Source organism: Halostagnicola alkaliphila, assembly GCF_055379965.1.
In genome coordinates this window covers 562,528-578,009 of sequence record NZ_AP043826.1, presented here as the reverse complement: position 1 = coordinate 578,009, position 15,482 = coordinate 562,528, and the positions used below count along the sequence as shown (strand labels likewise).

Below are 15,482 nucleotides of genomic sequence, written 5' to 3'. Positions count from 1 at the left end.
CGGCTACATGAGGGTTGGGCTCCCGTCGGATCCGACCAATGAAACACTGGGTTTATACTCATTTTAGCCGTACAAGCGGGACATGAACGTAGCCGACGCGATGACGCCGCGCGAGGAGGTCGTGACTGTCGAACTGCCGGGAACCAGAACCGACGTTCTCGAGTACCTGCAAGAACAGTCGTTCTCGTCGGTTCCCGTCGTCAAATCCACCGACGAGGGGACCGAATACCGCGGACTCGTCTCTCGAGACATCCTGATCGAGCAGCCGGACGAGGACCAGCTCGTCATGCTGATGGACGACGTTCCGACGACGACCGCGGAGACGCCGCTCGAGGATGTCGCGCGCGAGATGGTCGAAAAAGATGCGCGTCGCGTACCGGTCGTAGACGGGGAGTTCGAAGGAATAGTTACAGTAACCGACGTTATCCACGCCATCGCAACGGGCGATCAGGAGACCGACGACGTCGTCGGCTCCTACGCGAGCGAGGACGTGAACACGACCTACGAGGGCGCTCCCCTGGCTGTCGCAGAGCGCGAGTTGTACTACGCGAACGTTCCGTACACGGTTGCACTCGACGAGGAGGGGAGTATGAGCGGCGTCCTCACCGAAGTCGACATCATCGACGTGGCTCGCATCGTCGAAGGCGAAGAGGAGACGGGGAACAACTTCCCGGACCAGGATGCCGACTACTCCTGGGAGGGAATCAAAGGCGTCGGGAGTCGATACCTGCCGACGCGGGACATCGAGATCCCGAACGGCCCGGTCGAGAGCTTCATGACCGACGATGTCGTCACCGTGACGGCAAAGCGGTCGGTACAGGAGGCCGCACAGGAGATGATCAGCAACGATATCGAGCAGATTCCAATGGTATCGGGCGAACAGCTCGCGGGCATCGTCTGCGACGTCGACCTGCTGGAGGCGCTGTATGAGTAACGAGAGCCCAACGCAAGAGCAAGAACAGAACGACGACGCTGAGCGGACGAGCGAACAGCTCGTCGAACTCGCCAAACGTCGGGGCTACTTCTTCCAGTCTTCCGGAGCCTACGGCGGCGTCGGCGGCTTCTACACGTTCGGTCCGCAGGGCGCGTCGCTCAAGAGCAACGTCGAAGACGCCTGGCGCGACCGGTTCACCCTCGAGGAGGGCAACATGGAGATCGACGCGCCGACGATCATGCCCGAACCCGTCTTCGAAGCGTCGGGCCACCTCGACGGATTCGACGACATGCTCGTCGAGTGCTCCGAGTGCGGCGAGAGCCACCGCGCGGACCACATCGTCGAGGACAACACGGACTTCGAGGACGCCGAAAGCCTCCCCATTCCGGAAGTCGAGGAAGTTATCGCCGAGTACGAACTCGTCTGTCCCTCCTGCGGTGCTGGACTCGGGGGTGAAGCCGTCGAAGCGTTCAACCTCATGTTCGCGACGAACATCGGTCCCGGCGATTCTCAGCCCGGCTACCTTCGGCCCGAAACAGCCCAAGGTATCTTCGTCGAGTTCCCGCGGCTCAAGGAGTACGCCCGGAACACGCTCCCCTTCGGCGTCACCCAGATCGGCCGGGCCTACCGCAACGAGATCAGCCCGCGACGGTCGATCATCCGGACCCGCGAGTTCACCCAGGCCGAACTCGAGTACTTCATCGATCCCGAGGAAGACGAACCCGACCTCTCGGCGGTCGAAGACGTCGGTGTGCGGCTGTACCCCGTCACCGAACAGAACGTGGAAGACGGGAAAGCGATCGAGACGACCATCGGCGACGCGGTCAGGGAGGGCGTCATCGCCGACCCGTGGGTCGCCTACTTCCTCGGTATCGCCCAGGAGTGGTACGACTCGATCGGCGTCGACATGGATCGATTCCGGTTCCGCCAGCACCTCTCGGGCGAGCGCGCCCACTACGCGAGCGACTGTTGGGACGCCGAGAGCGAAATTGATGGGAACTGGATCGAAATCGCCGGCTTCGCCCATCGGGGCGACTACGACCTCTCGAAGCACGCCGAACACTCCGGGGACCGCTTTACGGTCTTCAAGCAGTACGACGAGCCAAAAACCGTCGAGCGCGCTACCGTCGATCCCGACATGAGCTACCTCGGGCCGGAGTTCGGCGGCGACGCACAGGCCGTCGTCTCCGAACTCGAGGCCCTCGCGGGACGCGATCGGTCCGCCTTCGACGGCGAGACGGTCGAAATCGAACTCGAGGGCGAGAGCCACGAGATTCCCGTCGAGAAGACCGGCTTCGCCGTCGAGGAGCAGACCGAGGCGGGCGAGCACGTCGTTCCGACCGTCATCGAACCCTCCTTCGGTGTCGACCGAGTCGTCTACACCGTTCTCCACCACGCCTACCAAGAGGACGAGGTTTCGGGCGAGGAACGAACCTACCTCGAGCTCGAGCCCGAAGTCGCGCCGACGTTCGCGGGCGTGTTCCCGCTCCAGAACGACGACGAACTCGAGGCCCAGGGGGACGATATCGCGTCGGAGCTGCGCGAAGCCGGGCTGTCCGTCACCTACGACGACTCGGGGAACATCGGCCGACGGTACCGCCGTCAGGACGAGGTCGGCACGCCGTTTTGCGTAACTGTCGACTACGAGACGATAGAAAATGAGGAGACGACGGTGACGGTTCGCGAGCGAAACTCGACCGACCAGAAGCGCCTGCCGGTGGACGGTCTGGCGGAAACGCTCGTCGCGATTCGGGCCGGAGACGTGGCATTTTCGGAACTCGAGGGCGAGTAACCGTCGCGGTTGCGAGCGTGTCTGAAGCGCTTTTCTCAATTCGTGTGATACACACGGACGGGTACGTTCGAAGAAACGATCGGGAAGAGAAGCCGAACGATCCGATCAGGAAAGCGGCAGAACCGACGCGACGGTGACGATGATGAGGAATCCTGTGACCGAAATGATCGTCGTGAGCGCCGTCCAGATCTTGAGCGTCTCGGCCTGCGTGAGTCCGCCGATCTCCTTGACCATCCAGAACCCGCTGTCGTTGAACCACGAGAAGATGTTGCCGCCAGCGCCGATTATCAGCGCGAGGTAGACCGGGTGGACTGCGAGGTCGGGCACCTGCGGGGCCATGATCCCTGCGGTAGTGATCATCGCAACTGTCGCAGAGCCCTGTGCGATGCGGATGGCGGCGGCGATGAGCCACGCCGAGACCAGCACCATCACGCCGCCGCCCGATCCGACGGTGACCAGATCCGTGATGTACTCGCCGATACCCGAGGCCGCGAGCAATCCACCGAACGCCCCGCCGGCGGAGGTGATCGCAGCGATGTGCGCACCGCTCTTGAGCGACTCGACGAGTTCGTCCGTCCAGATCTCCTGACTGATATCGCGGACGCGAAGGTACGTCACGGCGGCGGCCAGTGCCGCGACGGTCAGCGCGAAGTTAGGGTCGCCGATAAAACTCGCCGCCGGCGCGAACGACTCGAGCGGTCCTTGGATACCAGCGAAGGGCCAGACATCCTCGGCGGCCAGGTCGATCATGAAGTCCACGGTGGTGTTCATAGCGACCAGAACGACGGTGAGAAGAATCGGGAGCAACGCTTCGAACATGCCGGGAAGGGCGCTGGCGGGACGGTCCGCCAGTTCGTTGACCTCCTCGGCGGTCGATCCCATCGTCTCCCGCAGCGGGATGTCGTCGAGGCGATTGTTGATCCACTTCCCGTAAAGGATTCCGGAGACGGCGGCCGTCGGAACCGCGACGAGGACGCCGCCGAGCATCATCGCGCCGAGGTCGACCGCGTCACCGAGTTCTCCCGCCACCGCCAGCGGGCCCGGCGTCGGCGGGACGAACACGTGGGTCGTCGCCGCCCCGGCGCCGACCACACAGAGGAACAGCGCGTAGTCGCGCCCGGTCCGGGCTCGCATCGAGCGAGCCAGCGGCGCCATCAGGTAGAAGACGTTCTCGAAGAAGACGGGGATCGAGAGCGCGCTACTGCTCCCCCATAGGGCGAGGTAGGACCGATCTTCGCCGGTCGTCGACTGAAACGACCGAACGATGCGTTCTGCGGCCCCGCTTTCCATCATTCCCTTCCCGATGATCGCCGCCATCAGGATGGGGATACCGATCCCTGTCATCGTGTCGCCGAATCCGGCGGCGATCTCTTCAGGAACGTCGCCGATCGGTACCGCTGCCGTCGCAGCGCCGACGATAAAGGAAGCGACGACGAGCCCGATAACCGCAGGTAATTTCAACCAGACGAGTAGTGCGATAACCGCAACCAATCCGATTGCGAATACTATCAGTGGATTAGCAATTGCCATATATGCTACAGGTTATCTACCCTGATAGAGAGTATTATATTAATCGATGAGTATACAACAGCAAATTTTCAAATATTAAATTTAGAGGCGGTCGAGTTCCAAGTGTTGTTCCAAATTAGTCCACTATAGGAATAGTAATTACTACATCCATAGTAACAAGACGGTCGTCGAAAACTGGCTCGTATCGGTCGGCTATCTCAGGATCAAACTAGTTTACTGCGCCGGGTTCGCTCGAGGCGAACCGGTCCGGGTACCCGGTTCGTTCTCACAGGTCGTCGATCGCCGCGAGGAGGTCGACCGGCAACGGTCGGTCCAGCGACGTCTGGCCTTCGTAACTGTAGGCGACCGACGGCTCTCCGTCGCGACAGTCCAGAACGAGCGTCACGGGAACGCGTCCGATCGACGCGACGAACCGACCGATCGTCCCGTACTGCGTCGGTTGGTGAAACTCCTCGCGGACGACACCGTCGTCGTCCGCCAGAATCGGAAACGGCGGGTCCACGAGTCGGCGCCAGGACCGGACTTTCGGGTGCGTTCCCGGAACCACAGCCGCAACCGTAGCGTCTCGCCGCCGAAACTCGTCGTACTCGGCCGCAATCTTGCGAACCTGCTGGCGACAGGTTCCGCTCCGATGGCTCTGCATCAACAGCAGGACGAGAAACGCCGTGTCGGAGGCGAGTTCGGTAATCGACACCGGGTCCGGTCCCTCCCCGACGTTCGAGTACTCGAGTGCGAGAGTTTGGGGATCCATAACACAGGTACGGTCACGACGGATAAAGACGACAACCCCGCACTCTCAACGTCCGAGTTCGCCGGTTCTGATTGCTCCCGAATCCCGCCGTCCGCTCCCTCGACGACGCGACGCCCGCGCGGAAAGTAATCCGACGAACTGAAGGTCACGTACTTCGAGGACTCACGGGATGGCCGACGAACTCAAGCGACGGCTGGTCCACTCGAGCGGTGCCGGACTGGTCGCCCTCTACCTGCTCGCCGCCTATTTCGATCTCGGATTGACGTGGGACCGCTTTCAGCTACTAATGGTCGTCCTCGCGGTCGGGACTATCGGCCTCGAGTTCCTCCGGCTCAAGGCCGGCCTCGAGCTGTCCCTCTACGACAAGCTTACTCGAGAGTACGAACAGGACCAGTTCGCCGGCTACGGCTACTACATGGTCTCGATGACCGTCGCCGTGCTCGCGTTCCCGTCCGAAATCGCCCTTCCGGCGATGTTGATGCTCGCGATCGGGGATCCGGTAAGCGGCGCGGTGTCGGACAACTCCCTCCGTCGGTTCAAGAGCCCGAAAGTGTTCGCGACGATGTTCGTCGTGAGCTTCCTGATCGCACTCCCCTTCCTGCGCGAGCATCCCGAGGTCGCGGTTGCGGCGGCGATCGGTGCAATGGTCGCCGACTGTATCACGGTGAAAATCGGCGACTTCGTCGTCGACGACAACCTCACGATCCCGATCTACGCCGGATTGTTGGGGTATCTGGTTCTCGAGTTCGTTCCGATCTAACGCTCGTCTCGAGAGATTTTTCATCATCCTATAATATATTTGTGATGTGTTTTAGAGTCTATGTGCTTCACACGGCTATAGGGAAGCTTATCTCCACACAAATTAACAAGTAGATTTATTTCCGAGTGGATTTAGAATCCATGTAGGTACCACGGCAATGGCATCGAAAAACGAGGAGATAGTACAAAGGAAAAGCCTGTCCACACGCGAATCACGGGCACTTTCACAGCTTGCAAGCGAGGGTCGAGAGGTGATCTCGGTCGGAGATATCGAAAATACACTCGATATTCCTCGAAAATCAGCGTCGGATATGGCCTTCTCCTTGAAAGAGAAGGGGTGGCTCGAGCATCTTGCTCGAGGAAAATATCTTATTCTTCCACTTACTGCAGGAGAGGAACCGCTATACACTGCACACGAATTTGTCATTGCCCAATCGCTTGCGAGTCCGATGTACGTCGGATATTGGAACGCATTGAATCATTACGGGCTCACAGAACAGGTTCCGCGGACAGTGTACATCGCGACAACTGAGCGGGCGCAGAGCCGAGAGATCCACGGTGTGACGTATCGACCAGTCACCGTCACCGAGCAGAAGTTCTTCGGCTATCAGCCAACGGCAGTTGGACCGTCACAAGTGAATATCGCAACGCTCGAAAAAACTCTCGTGGACTGTGCCGACCATCCAGAATTTTGTGGTGGAATCAGCGAACTCGCCAAGGCGATGCAAAATAGCGATGAGTGTTCGTGGGGGAAAGTCGTCGACGCGCTCGAGCGAGTCGACAACGGCGCTGCGACGAAACGGATCATCTATCTCGCTGATCAACTCGACATTGCTCTTCCCGAATACGAACGCCTCGTCGAGGAGTTTACGTCCGGCTATCCCCTCCTCGATCCGACTCGAGAAGCAACTGGCACTCGCGATAGCAAGTATCAGCTTCGCCTGAACATCGACCCGCAGTCTCTCATCTCGGATGTCGACTCATGATTACGGAAACGGAACTTCGACAGGTCGCCAGGGAGTTAGATGTCCGTTTGGGATACGCCGAGAAGAACTACGTCAACTCTTGGATTCTGTGGAGTATATACACAAGTTCGTACGGTGAGAATTTGCTTTTCAAAGGAGGAACTGCACTCAGCAAACTATACTTTCCGAAGACGTGGCGGTATTCGGAAGACCTTGATTTTGGCGTTGAGGGAGACTACCAGGGTAGCGCAGATGAACTGAGGACTGCGTTAGACGACGCGATAAGGCGATCAGGGATCGATTTCGAGGTAACTCAACATCGAGAGCTACAGCGGGAAGAGTATCCGACACACTACGTTGATATTGACATCCAGTACGATGCAGTGCTCGGACAGAAAAATACGACGAGCTTAGATATAATGATCGACGAGCACGTAGAATTCGATCCAGTTACTCATACACACGAGTACGAAGATACACCAGAATTTTCCCTGATCGCATATAGCCTCGAGGAAATCCTCGCAGAAAAATTGCGAGCGCTCTATCAGCGGACACAAGCGCGCGATTACTACGATCTCTATCGGATGATATCGGAAGCTACTGTTACCGACGCCGGTATTGTGCCAGCTTTTCGAAAAAAGTGTGAGCACGACGGGTTGGATATCCCCCTCCGCTCGGGACTACCAACGGCAAAGAAGACCGAGATACAGGACGCCTGGAACCACACGCTCCCAGATCTGGTTGCAGATCTTCCCGAATTCGGTCTCGTCTACGAAGCACTCGAGAAGTACGTCGAATCCCTGGCAGAACAGTGAAACAACCCAACCACTGGCGTCTGTCGCTCAACCCAACTGAGCTACTGGACAACACCTCGACAGATACTCGAGAAACAGAGAGGACACACGAGGAGAGTTCCGACGTTCGTTCTAGCCTGAAACAGTAGTTATATGACACTATAGCTCGAGTGCCCAAACGGAAGCTGCGCCCTCCGTCTGATGGGGGCGTTTCGCATAGAAATGCCCCGGGTGGTGGAGCACCCGAGGCGTGGCTTCCGAACCCGGTAAGGGTCAGTTGCCATGATCGGATTGCTTCTCCGCGGGCTTAAACGTCCCGTACGACAGTCGAATCGAACCGAACGAACGAGTGGCTTCAGCCAAACTCGCCGACCGAGCACCGGAGGTGTCCCGCGACGATGACGAATCCCACCGACCATCTCGTCGTGGATATCGTCCGAACGCTCGAGGACCACGGGCTCCCGCGGGACGCCTACCAGCTCGGCCGCGAGGTAGATCCCGAGGCGCTCGAGCGGGTGGTCCGAACCGGCGGGTCGAACGTCGAGGTCCGACTGCTGGTCCGCGGGATTTCACTCGCGATCACGAACGACGGCGTTCGGGTGATCGGCGAGTGACCGACCCCGAGGAACGCGAAGACCGCGCGGACGATCGGGGCGAACCCGCCGAACCCAAATCGATCGACGACCTGCTCGAGACGCTCGGACTGGACGACGTCGATCGCGAACGGAGCGGCGAGTTGCGGTTTCTCGAGTGCCCGCGTTGTGGGGCCCCGATCGTGCGGGTGCTCGCGGTCGATCCCGTCTTTCACACCCTCGAGCCCTGCGGGTGTCGGGTCCACGCGAATCAGATGTGGAAGCGATAGGCGACGAAGGAGGACGGCGTTTCGGGCTGTATCAGCGGCGACGTTTTTAGCAGGGTTTCGAGGACTACAGATCGGTCGCCCGGAATCGTCGATACCCGAACCACGTCGCGAACACGATCCAGCCGAGGAGCACGGCGACCGCGAACGTCGGCCGTTCGTAGAACGCCGGTTCCTGGGGCGCTCGAATGAAGGTCCCGCCCTCGAGATCGGGAAACGCTTCGGCCACCAGATAGGTGTACGCCGCCATCGGGTTCAGCGCGACGACGAAGTCGTACCACGCGGGGTAGGTGTCCGGATACGACAGCCCGTAACTGACGTACACTCCGAGCCGCGGAAGCTGACTCCAGACGTTGGCCGCGAAGATCACGAACGTGCCGAACGCGGCGACGGTCGCTCGAGTGGCCGTCCGGGTGACCACCGAGAGAAACACCGCGAGCGCGGTGAACGTGACCCCGAGGAGGACGACCAAGAGCACCGCGCCGACGAGGTTGATCGGCTCGAAGGAGATCCCGCGAAGGTAGCCGACCGGAACGGCGGCGGCGATCGCGGCGAGTACCGCCGTCGTCATGACGAGACAGCGGCCGATCAGCGTGCCGAGAACGACAGTTTTCCTCGAGAACGGCAACCCGAGAATAACCGTGAGCGCGCCGCCCGTGCGCTTCTGGACGAGCGACGAACAGAAGAATCCGAGCGCGACCAGCGGCGTGAGCAACACGAGGACGGGGACGAGTTCGGCGAACAGGTCGACTTCCGACGGTTCGACCAGGGACGAACTCGCGGCGTTGTTGGCCACCCACGCGCCGACGAGCGCGTACAGCCCGACGATGACCTGAGCCTGACGCTCGCGGACGGTATCGCGAACGTCTTCGCGGATATACAGCGCCAGCCGCGAGGAGCCGCCGATCCCCATCAGGCGACACCTCGCGTGTAGTTCTCGAAGAGATCCTCCAGCGAGGTTTCGCTGGTCGTGACGTTCAACACGTCGACGCTCGAGTCGTGAAGCGTCGCGATCACCGTCGCTTTCACGTCGTTTCGACAGGCGACGACGACCGACGTTCCCGTCGTTTGTACGTCCTCGACGCCCTCGAGCGTCCGGATTCGGTCGGGAATCTCCGGCGGGACCGCAGACAATTCTGCCGTGACCTGGGCAGATCCGTCGGCATCCGTCCGGAGGTTCTCGAGGCTGTCGACGGCGACCAGCTGTCCGCTATCGAGGATGGCGATCCGATCGCAGACGGACTCGACCTGCTCTAAGATGTGACTCGAGAAGAAGACGGTCGCGCCGCGGTCGTTCTCCTCGCGGACGATTTTTCGCATCGTCCGTGCGCCGTTAGGATCGAGTCCCGTCGAAGGCTCGTCGAGGATGAGCAAGTCCGGCTCGCCCACGAGCGCCATCGCAAGCATGAGCCGCTGGGACATCCCTTTCGAGTACTCCTCGAGGGGGTACTCGTCGGGACCGAGCATGCCCACGCGCTCTAAGAGTTCGTCCGGGTCGTCCTCGGCGCCCTTTGCTTCGATGGCGAACTCGACGTGCTCGCGGCCCGTTCGCTCGCCGATCGGACCGTAACCGTCGGGAAGGACGCCGACGCGCTCTCTTGCGGCGACGCTCTCGGTTTGGACGTCGTGTCCGAGAACGTGAACTGATCCGTCGGTCGGTTCGGCGTACTCGAGGAGGAGGTCGATCGTCGTCGACTTTCCGGCCCCGTTCGGACCTAAAAACCCGAATATCTCACCCTCGTGAACGGTGAGATCGAGATCTTGGACGGCCGTGACCGAGCGGTTACCGAGCAATCCGTAACTCGTGTACCGTTTGGTCACGCCGCGGAGTTCGATGGCGGCCATACGACGAACGTGTCACGTCGTTACTATTATCCTTTTGATCGGTTCGTGCCGGTGGTTTAGCTAAATCGTGAGCAGCGAATCCGAACCGTTCGTCCACCGCCGACGCGTCGTCGAGCAGTCGTTTCAGTAGCAAAACCTATACCGTTCCTATAGAATCAGGATGACAGATGGGTCCCACGACAACCTCCTCCCTTCACGAGTCGGGCCGCCGGCTTCGAAGCCGCCTGCGTCGGGGCATTCGGATAGACACGCGAACGCTCGCGGTTTTTCGCGTGTGCGTCGGCCTCCTCGTCCTCGCCGATCTGTTCCTCCGGGCGCGAAACTTCGGGTACTTCTACACCGACGGCGGCGTCGTCCCGCAATCGCTCGTCCTCGAGACAGCCACAACGTACCCGTTCTCGATCTACCACCTGACGACGGATCCGACCCTGATCGCGGGACTGTTCGTCCTGCAGGGACTGTTCGCTCTCCTGTTGATTGTCGGCTACAAAACGCGCCTCGCGGCGGTACTAACATTCCTGTTCATCATCTCGCTGGACAACCACAACCCGTTCGTGTTGAGCTACGCGGACACGCTATTTCGACTTCTGGCGTTCTGGGCTATCTTCCTCCCGCTGGGCGAGCGGTGGTCGATCGACGCCGTCCACGACGACCGGGAACCCAGAACCGCCATCGCGAGCGTCGCCTCGGCGTTGATTCTGGGCCAGATGGTCTACATGTACTTCACGAACGGGCTGATCAAATCACGATCCGACGTCTGGACGAGCGGAGACGCCGCGCCGCTGGTGCTCGGCCTCGACGAAATGACGTTCCTGCTCGGGGACACCGTGCGCCAGTTCCCGGTACTGCTCGAGTTCGGCGGCTTACTCTGGTTTCTCATGCTCGTCTGCTCGCCGGTCCTGTTCGTGCTACGGGGCCGCCCGCGGATGCTACTGGCCGGGATGTTCGTCGCGGGCCATCTCTCGTTCGCGCTGACGGTCCGCATCGGCGCGTTTTCATACGTCTCGATCGCCGGCGTTCTCCTCTTTTTGCAAGCGCAGTTCTGGGACGATCTGGGCGCGGTAGCGACCCGGCTGGGAATCGACGCTTCCGAAATCGCGACGCGAGCGACCCGGCGGCTCGAGGGGATCGCAAAACGAGTTCCCGCTTCGGGAGCCGACGACGAACGAATCACCGTCGCTCGCAAGCGCGCGTACAGCCTTTCGCTCGGTGCCGTCGTCGTCACCGTCCTGTTCGTCGCCACCGTACTGGCGGTCAACGTTGGCGGAGCCGCACTGGACGACGAGAGCGACCGGGAGTTCGAGGAACGGATCGAGGGGTCGGTTCACGAGACCCTCGAGGAGCACCGGGGCGTCGCACAGGTCGAGACGGTCGCCTCGAGCCTGGGAATCGACCAGCCGGTGGGCTGGGGCGTCTTCGCCGGCCCGGATCCCCGGACGACTGACCGGTACTACGTCTTCCCCGCCGAAACCGAGAGCGGCGAGCTGGTCGACGCCTACAACGAACGGCCCCTGGCCTACGATCGACCCCACGATGAGCTACAGTTACAGTACGATACCTACCGCGAGCGCTTCTACATGAACAGTGTCCGCCGCGGAGGCTACGCTGGCAACGACGTTCCCGGAACGTTGGCCGACGACATCTGCGAGCAGTGGTCCGAGGATCACGACGAGGAGCTCGTTCGCCTGAACATGTACGTCGTCGAAGAGGACATCACTCACGAGACGATCGATACGCCCGGTGATCGCGACCGAGAGTACACGGAGTTCTACCGCCACGGTTGTGGCGACAACGAACCGGCGACGGTTCAGCCGCCAGAAACGAGTTGATTGCCGACTCGAGGCGGACTGACGGAGCCGGTCCTCGGCGACGACTTCTACTTCCACCGCGCTTTCTCAAACCTTAACCGCGGCCGCGTCGAACCGCCGGCAATGGCAGCGACGGACGAGGATATCCCCTCTATCGATCACCCCCTACTTGCACCCGACTTTCTCGAGCGACGACTCTACCAGCTGAAACTCGCGGGAACGGCGGCGAACGACCACACGCTCGTCTGTCTCCCGACCGGGCTGGGAAAGACGACGGTAAGCCTGCTCGTGACCGCCCGACGGCTCGAGGAGTCCGGTGGCAAGTCGCTCATGCTCGCGCCGACGAAACCCCTCGTTCAGCAGCACGCGGAGTTCTATCGCGAGGCGTTGCAGATCACGGACGAGGAGATCGTCGTCTTCACGGGTGACGTGAGCCCGGAGGACCGCGCCGAACTCTGGAACGAGTCGACGATTATTATGGCGACACCGCAGGTCATCGAGAACGACCTCGTCGGCAGCCGCGTCTCGCTTTCCGATGTCACTCACATCACCTTCGACGAGTGCCACCGGGCGACCGGCGACTACGCCTACAACTACATCGCGGAGCGCTACCACGCCGACGCCGACCAGCCGCTCGTGACGGGAATGAGCGCTTCTCCGGGTGGCGACGAGGAAGCCATCCTCGAGGTCTGTGAAAACCTCGGGCTCCACGAGGTCGAAGTGATGACCGAGGAGGACGCCGACGTCTCGGAGTTCACCCACGACACCGACGTCGAGTGGGAGCGGATCGACCTCCCAGAAGACGTCATCGAGATTCGGGACGCGTTGAACGAGGTGATCACAGAGCGCCTCGAGAAGTTGAAAGAGCTCGGCGTCGCGAAGTCGACTCAACCCGACCAGTCCCAGAAGGACCTCAATCGGATGCGAGCCGAGTTACAGGAGCTGATCAACAACGACCAGTCTGAAGGGTTCAAAGGGATGTCAGTCCACGCCGAGGTGATGAAACTCCGACAGGCGGTGACGCTGGTCGAAACCCAGAGCGTGGAGGCGCTCCGTCGGTATTTCGACCGGCAGAAAAACCAGGCTCGCTCCTCCGGTGCCTCGAAGGCGAGCCAGCGACTCGTTTCGGATCCGCGGGTCCGCGAGTCGATGCGAAAGGCCGAGAAGTACGACGAACTCCACCCCAAGTATCGTAAAACGCGGATGCTGCTGGCCGAAACGCTGGGGCTCGACGGCGGCGAACGCGTGATCGTCTTCACCGAATCGAGGGACACCGCGGAGGCGCTGACGGACTTCTTGAACGACAGCTTCGACGCCAAACGCTTCGTCGGGCAGGGCGACCGCGAAGGATCGGACGGGATGACCCAGAATCAACAACAGGACGTGTTGAACGACTTCCGCGCTGGCGAGTTCGAAGTGCTGGTTTCGACCTCCGTCGCCGAGGAAGGCCTGGACGTGCCCGAGGTCGACCTCGTGCTCTTTTACGAACCCGTGCCGACGGCGATTCGTTCCATCCAGCGAAAGGGCCGAACGGGCCGCCAGTCCGAAGGTCGCGTCGTCGTCCTGATGGCCGAAGACACCCGAGACGAGGCGTACTTCTGGATCTCGAGGCGGCGCGAGAAGGAGATGGAATCGGAACTGCGCGAACTGAAGGGAATGGCCACCGATCTCGAGGAGGAACTCGACGACGCCCAACAATCGCTCGCCGCCTTCGAAAACGGCGGCGAGCGCGCGGGGAATGAGGCCAGCGATAGCGGTGCAACCGAAAGCAGTGCGGAAGTGAACACGGGATCGACGAAATCACCTGACGGAACTACATCTTCCAGTGGAAGTGGAGGGGTTTCCGGGCAGCCCGGATTGCAGGAGTTCGACGCCGAATCGGACGACGACAGCGACGGGAGCGAGGCGAACGGATCGACCGAAGACGAGGTCGAAGCCCACGAGCCACACGCGGAGGGGGACACGATCGAAATCGTCGCCGACCAACGCGAGATGGACGCCAACATCGCTCGAGAGCTCTCAAAACGCGAGGAGATCGACATCCGCCTCGAGACGCTCGAGGTCGGCGACTACGTGCTCTCGGATCGGGCCGTCGTCGAGCGAAAGTCGGTCGCCGACTTCGTGGACTCGCTGGTCGGCGGCGATCGGTCGGTCTTCGAGCAGGTCGGCGCGATGGCCAGACACTACTCCCGACCGATCGTGATCGTCGAGGGCGACGGGCTGTACGAACAGCGCGACATCCATCCGAACGCCATCAGGGGCGCGCTTTCGAGTCTCGCCGTCGACTTCGGCGTGAGCATCTTGCGAACCGAAGACGAAGCCGACACGAAGGAGCTACTCGGCGTCATCGCCGGGCGCGAACAGGAAACCTCGAGTCGCGAGGTCTCGGTCCACGGCGAGAAACAGAGCAAGACCCTGGCCGAGCAACAGGAGTACGTCGTCGGTTCGATCGCCGAAATCGGGCCGGTGACGGCCCGTTCGCTCCTCGAGGAGTTCGGCACCGTCGAGGCGGTGATGATCGCGACCGAGGACGAACTCCAGGAGGCAGACGGCGTCGGCTCGGTCACCGCAGAACGGATTCGGGAAGTTATCGGGAACGATTACACCGGCTCCGGAAAGTAACCGGCACCGAAGGGGTCGAACAGTCCTTATCGCAACGCCGATAACGCCTCGCTCGCCTCGCGAGCGGCCTCGAGGCACTCTTTGGCGTACCGCGGATCGTCAGTTTCGGCGGCTTTCCGTGCGAATCGCTCGAGAGATTCAACGAGCGCGTCCTGTGCGGCCTCGAGATCGCCGTCGACAGGAGCGGGAGACGAACGGCCGTTTCCGGCGGAGTCTCGAACAGGATCGGGAGCCGTCCCAGACTGCGAATGGTCTGTTGGGGCGACTCGAGCATCGTCGGAATGAGCGGTCGCCTCGGTCGCGTTCGACGATTTCTTCTCCGATTCAACAGGAGATTCGTGAGACGATGACGCGCGGTCGTTCGAAATCGTCTCGGTCGTCTCGGTAACCGATTCTACGGAATCGGCAGTTTCGGTCGCGGTTGAACGAGCGGCAGTCGACCCACCGTTCGAACTCGTGGTTCCCGGTTCGGTCCCTGTTGCGTTGGTTCCTCGAGCGTCCTCTTCGGCCGACTGGTCGGCCGCGGACGCCTCGACGCCCTCGGCGGTGCCGTGACAGGACGGACAGAACGTGGTTCCGTTCTGCTGGAAGAGCGGATCGCCGCAGGTGTTACAGTGGGTGTTGGTCATCCGAGCACCCTTGAGCAGGAGGTCGCTCATCCGCTGGGTCGCCTTCCGCTCCTGTTTGTCGCGCTCGTACTTCTCTCGAAGCTTCTCGCGCTCGGCTTCCTTGTCGAAGTCGCTCATACTCGTCTCAACGGGCTGGAACGTCGAAAAGGCTGCGAAGAGGGGTGAGAGTTTGAGAAACGGATACGAGCGACCGC

At 61.2% G+C, this 15,482-nt stretch carries 14 protein-coding genes; 9 read left to right on the top strand and 5 right to left on the bottom strand.

Annotation, left to right across the window (positions count from 1 at the left end; all coding sequences use genetic code 11):
• The first annotated feature begins 82 nt into the window (after window positions 1-82).
• Together ACZ5C7_RS07995 and glyS are read left to right on the top strand one after the other, a co-directional pair.
• Window positions 83-934, top strand: coding sequence for a CBS domain-containing protein (locus tag ACZ5C7_RS07995; protein ID WP_464375806.1), 852 nt, complete (start codon window positions 83-85; stop codon window positions 932-934).
• A complete protein-coding gene (gene glyS, locus ACZ5C7_RS07990) occupies window positions 927-2,726 on the top strand; it encodes a glycine--tRNA ligase (protein ID WP_464375805.1) in 1,800 nt (599 codons plus the stop codon). The genes ACZ5C7_RS07995 and glyS overlap by 8 nt, the downstream gene beginning before the upstream one ends.
• Window positions 2,727-2,831: 105 nt before the next feature.
• On the opposite strand, the gene ACZ5C7_RS07985 is transcribed toward glyS, so the two are convergent.
• Together ACZ5C7_RS07985 and ACZ5C7_RS07980 are read right to left on the bottom strand one after the other, a co-directional pair.
• Window positions 2,832-4,256 (bottom strand): GntP family permease, encoded by a 1,425-nt coding sequence (locus ACZ5C7_RS07985; protein ID WP_464375804.1) that lies wholly within the window; start codon window positions 4,254-4,256, stop codon window positions 2,832-2,834.
• 265 nt (window positions 4,257-4,521) lie between these two features.
• Window positions 4,522-5,007: a redoxin domain-containing protein gene (locus ACZ5C7_RS07980; RefSeq protein ID WP_464375803.1), complete on the bottom strand. Its 486-nt coding sequence runs from the start codon at window positions 5,005-5,007 to the stop codon at window positions 4,522-4,524.
• A gap of 169 nt (window positions 5,008-5,176) precedes the next feature.
• Here ACZ5C7_RS07980 and ACZ5C7_RS07975 point away from each other — a divergent pair, with 169 nt between their 5' ends.
• From ACZ5C7_RS07975 to ACZ5C7_RS07955, 5 genes are all read left to right on the top strand, one after another.
• Window positions 5,177-5,767 (top strand): diacylglycerol/polyprenol kinase family protein, encoded by a 591-nt coding sequence (locus tag ACZ5C7_RS07975; protein WP_464375802.1) that lies wholly within the window; start codon window positions 5,177-5,179, stop codon window positions 5,765-5,767.
• A gap of 157 nt (window positions 5,768-5,924) precedes the next feature.
• Window positions 5,925-6,752 (top strand): type IV toxin-antitoxin system AbiEi family antitoxin domain-containing protein, encoded by an 828-nt coding sequence (locus tag ACZ5C7_RS07970; protein WP_464375801.1) that lies wholly within the window; start codon window positions 5,925-5,927, stop codon window positions 6,750-6,752.
• Window positions 6,749-7,546, top strand: a complete 798-nt coding sequence (locus ACZ5C7_RS07965) for a nucleotidyl transferase AbiEii/AbiGii toxin family protein (protein ID WP_464375800.1) — start codon at window positions 6,749-6,751, stop codon at window positions 7,544-7,546. Before ACZ5C7_RS07970 ends, ACZ5C7_RS07965 begins: the two co-directional genes overlap by 4 nt.
• A 377-nt stretch (window positions 7,547-7,923) precedes the next feature.
• A complete protein-coding gene (locus ACZ5C7_RS07960) occupies window positions 7,924-8,139 on the top strand; it encodes a HalOD1 output domain-containing protein (RefSeq protein WP_464375799.1) in 216 nt (71 codons plus the stop codon).
• Window positions 8,136-8,387, top strand: a complete 252-nt coding sequence (locus ACZ5C7_RS07955; RefSeq protein WP_464375798.1) for a hypothetical protein — start codon at window positions 8,136-8,138, stop codon at window positions 8,385-8,387. The genes ACZ5C7_RS07960 and ACZ5C7_RS07955 overlap by 4 nt, the downstream gene beginning before the upstream one ends.
• Before the next feature lie 64 nt (window positions 8,388-8,451).
• Here ACZ5C7_RS07955 and ACZ5C7_RS07950 read toward each other — a convergent pair whose 3' ends face one another.
• Both ACZ5C7_RS07950 and ACZ5C7_RS07945 read right to left on the bottom strand, forming a co-directional pair.
• Window positions 8,452-9,297, bottom strand: a complete 846-nt coding sequence (locus tag ACZ5C7_RS07950; RefSeq protein WP_464375797.1) for an ABC transporter permease subunit — start codon at window positions 9,295-9,297, stop codon at window positions 8,452-8,454.
• Window positions 9,297-10,229: an ABC transporter ATP-binding protein gene (locus ACZ5C7_RS07945; RefSeq protein WP_464375796.1), complete on the bottom strand. Its 933-nt coding sequence runs from the start codon at window positions 10,227-10,229 to the stop codon at window positions 9,297-9,299. The genes ACZ5C7_RS07950 and ACZ5C7_RS07945 overlap by 1 nt, the downstream gene beginning before the upstream one ends.
• Before the next feature lie 167 nt (window positions 10,230-10,396).
• On the opposite strand from ACZ5C7_RS07945, the gene ACZ5C7_RS07940 reads away from it, so the two are divergent.
• On the top strand, window positions 10,397-12,058 hold the full coding sequence (locus ACZ5C7_RS07940; RefSeq protein ID WP_464375795.1) for an HTTM domain-containing protein: 1,662 nt from the start codon (window positions 10,397-10,399) through the stop codon (window positions 12,056-12,058).
• A 102-nt stretch (window positions 12,059-12,160) separates the two neighbouring features.
• Window positions 12,161-14,659: a DEAD/DEAH box helicase gene (locus tag ACZ5C7_RS07935; RefSeq protein WP_464375794.1), complete on the top strand. Its 2,499-nt coding sequence runs from the start codon at window positions 12,161-12,163 to the stop codon at window positions 14,657-14,659.
• A gap of 26 nt (window positions 14,660-14,685) precedes the next feature.
• Here ACZ5C7_RS07935 and ACZ5C7_RS07930 read toward each other — a convergent pair whose 3' ends face one another.
• Window positions 14,686-15,405: an Sjogren's syndrome/scleroderma autoantigen 1 family protein gene (locus ACZ5C7_RS07930; RefSeq protein ID WP_464375793.1), complete on the bottom strand. Its 720-nt coding sequence runs from the start codon at window positions 15,403-15,405 to the stop codon at window positions 14,686-14,688.
• Window positions 15,406-15,482 lie beyond the last annotated feature (77 nt).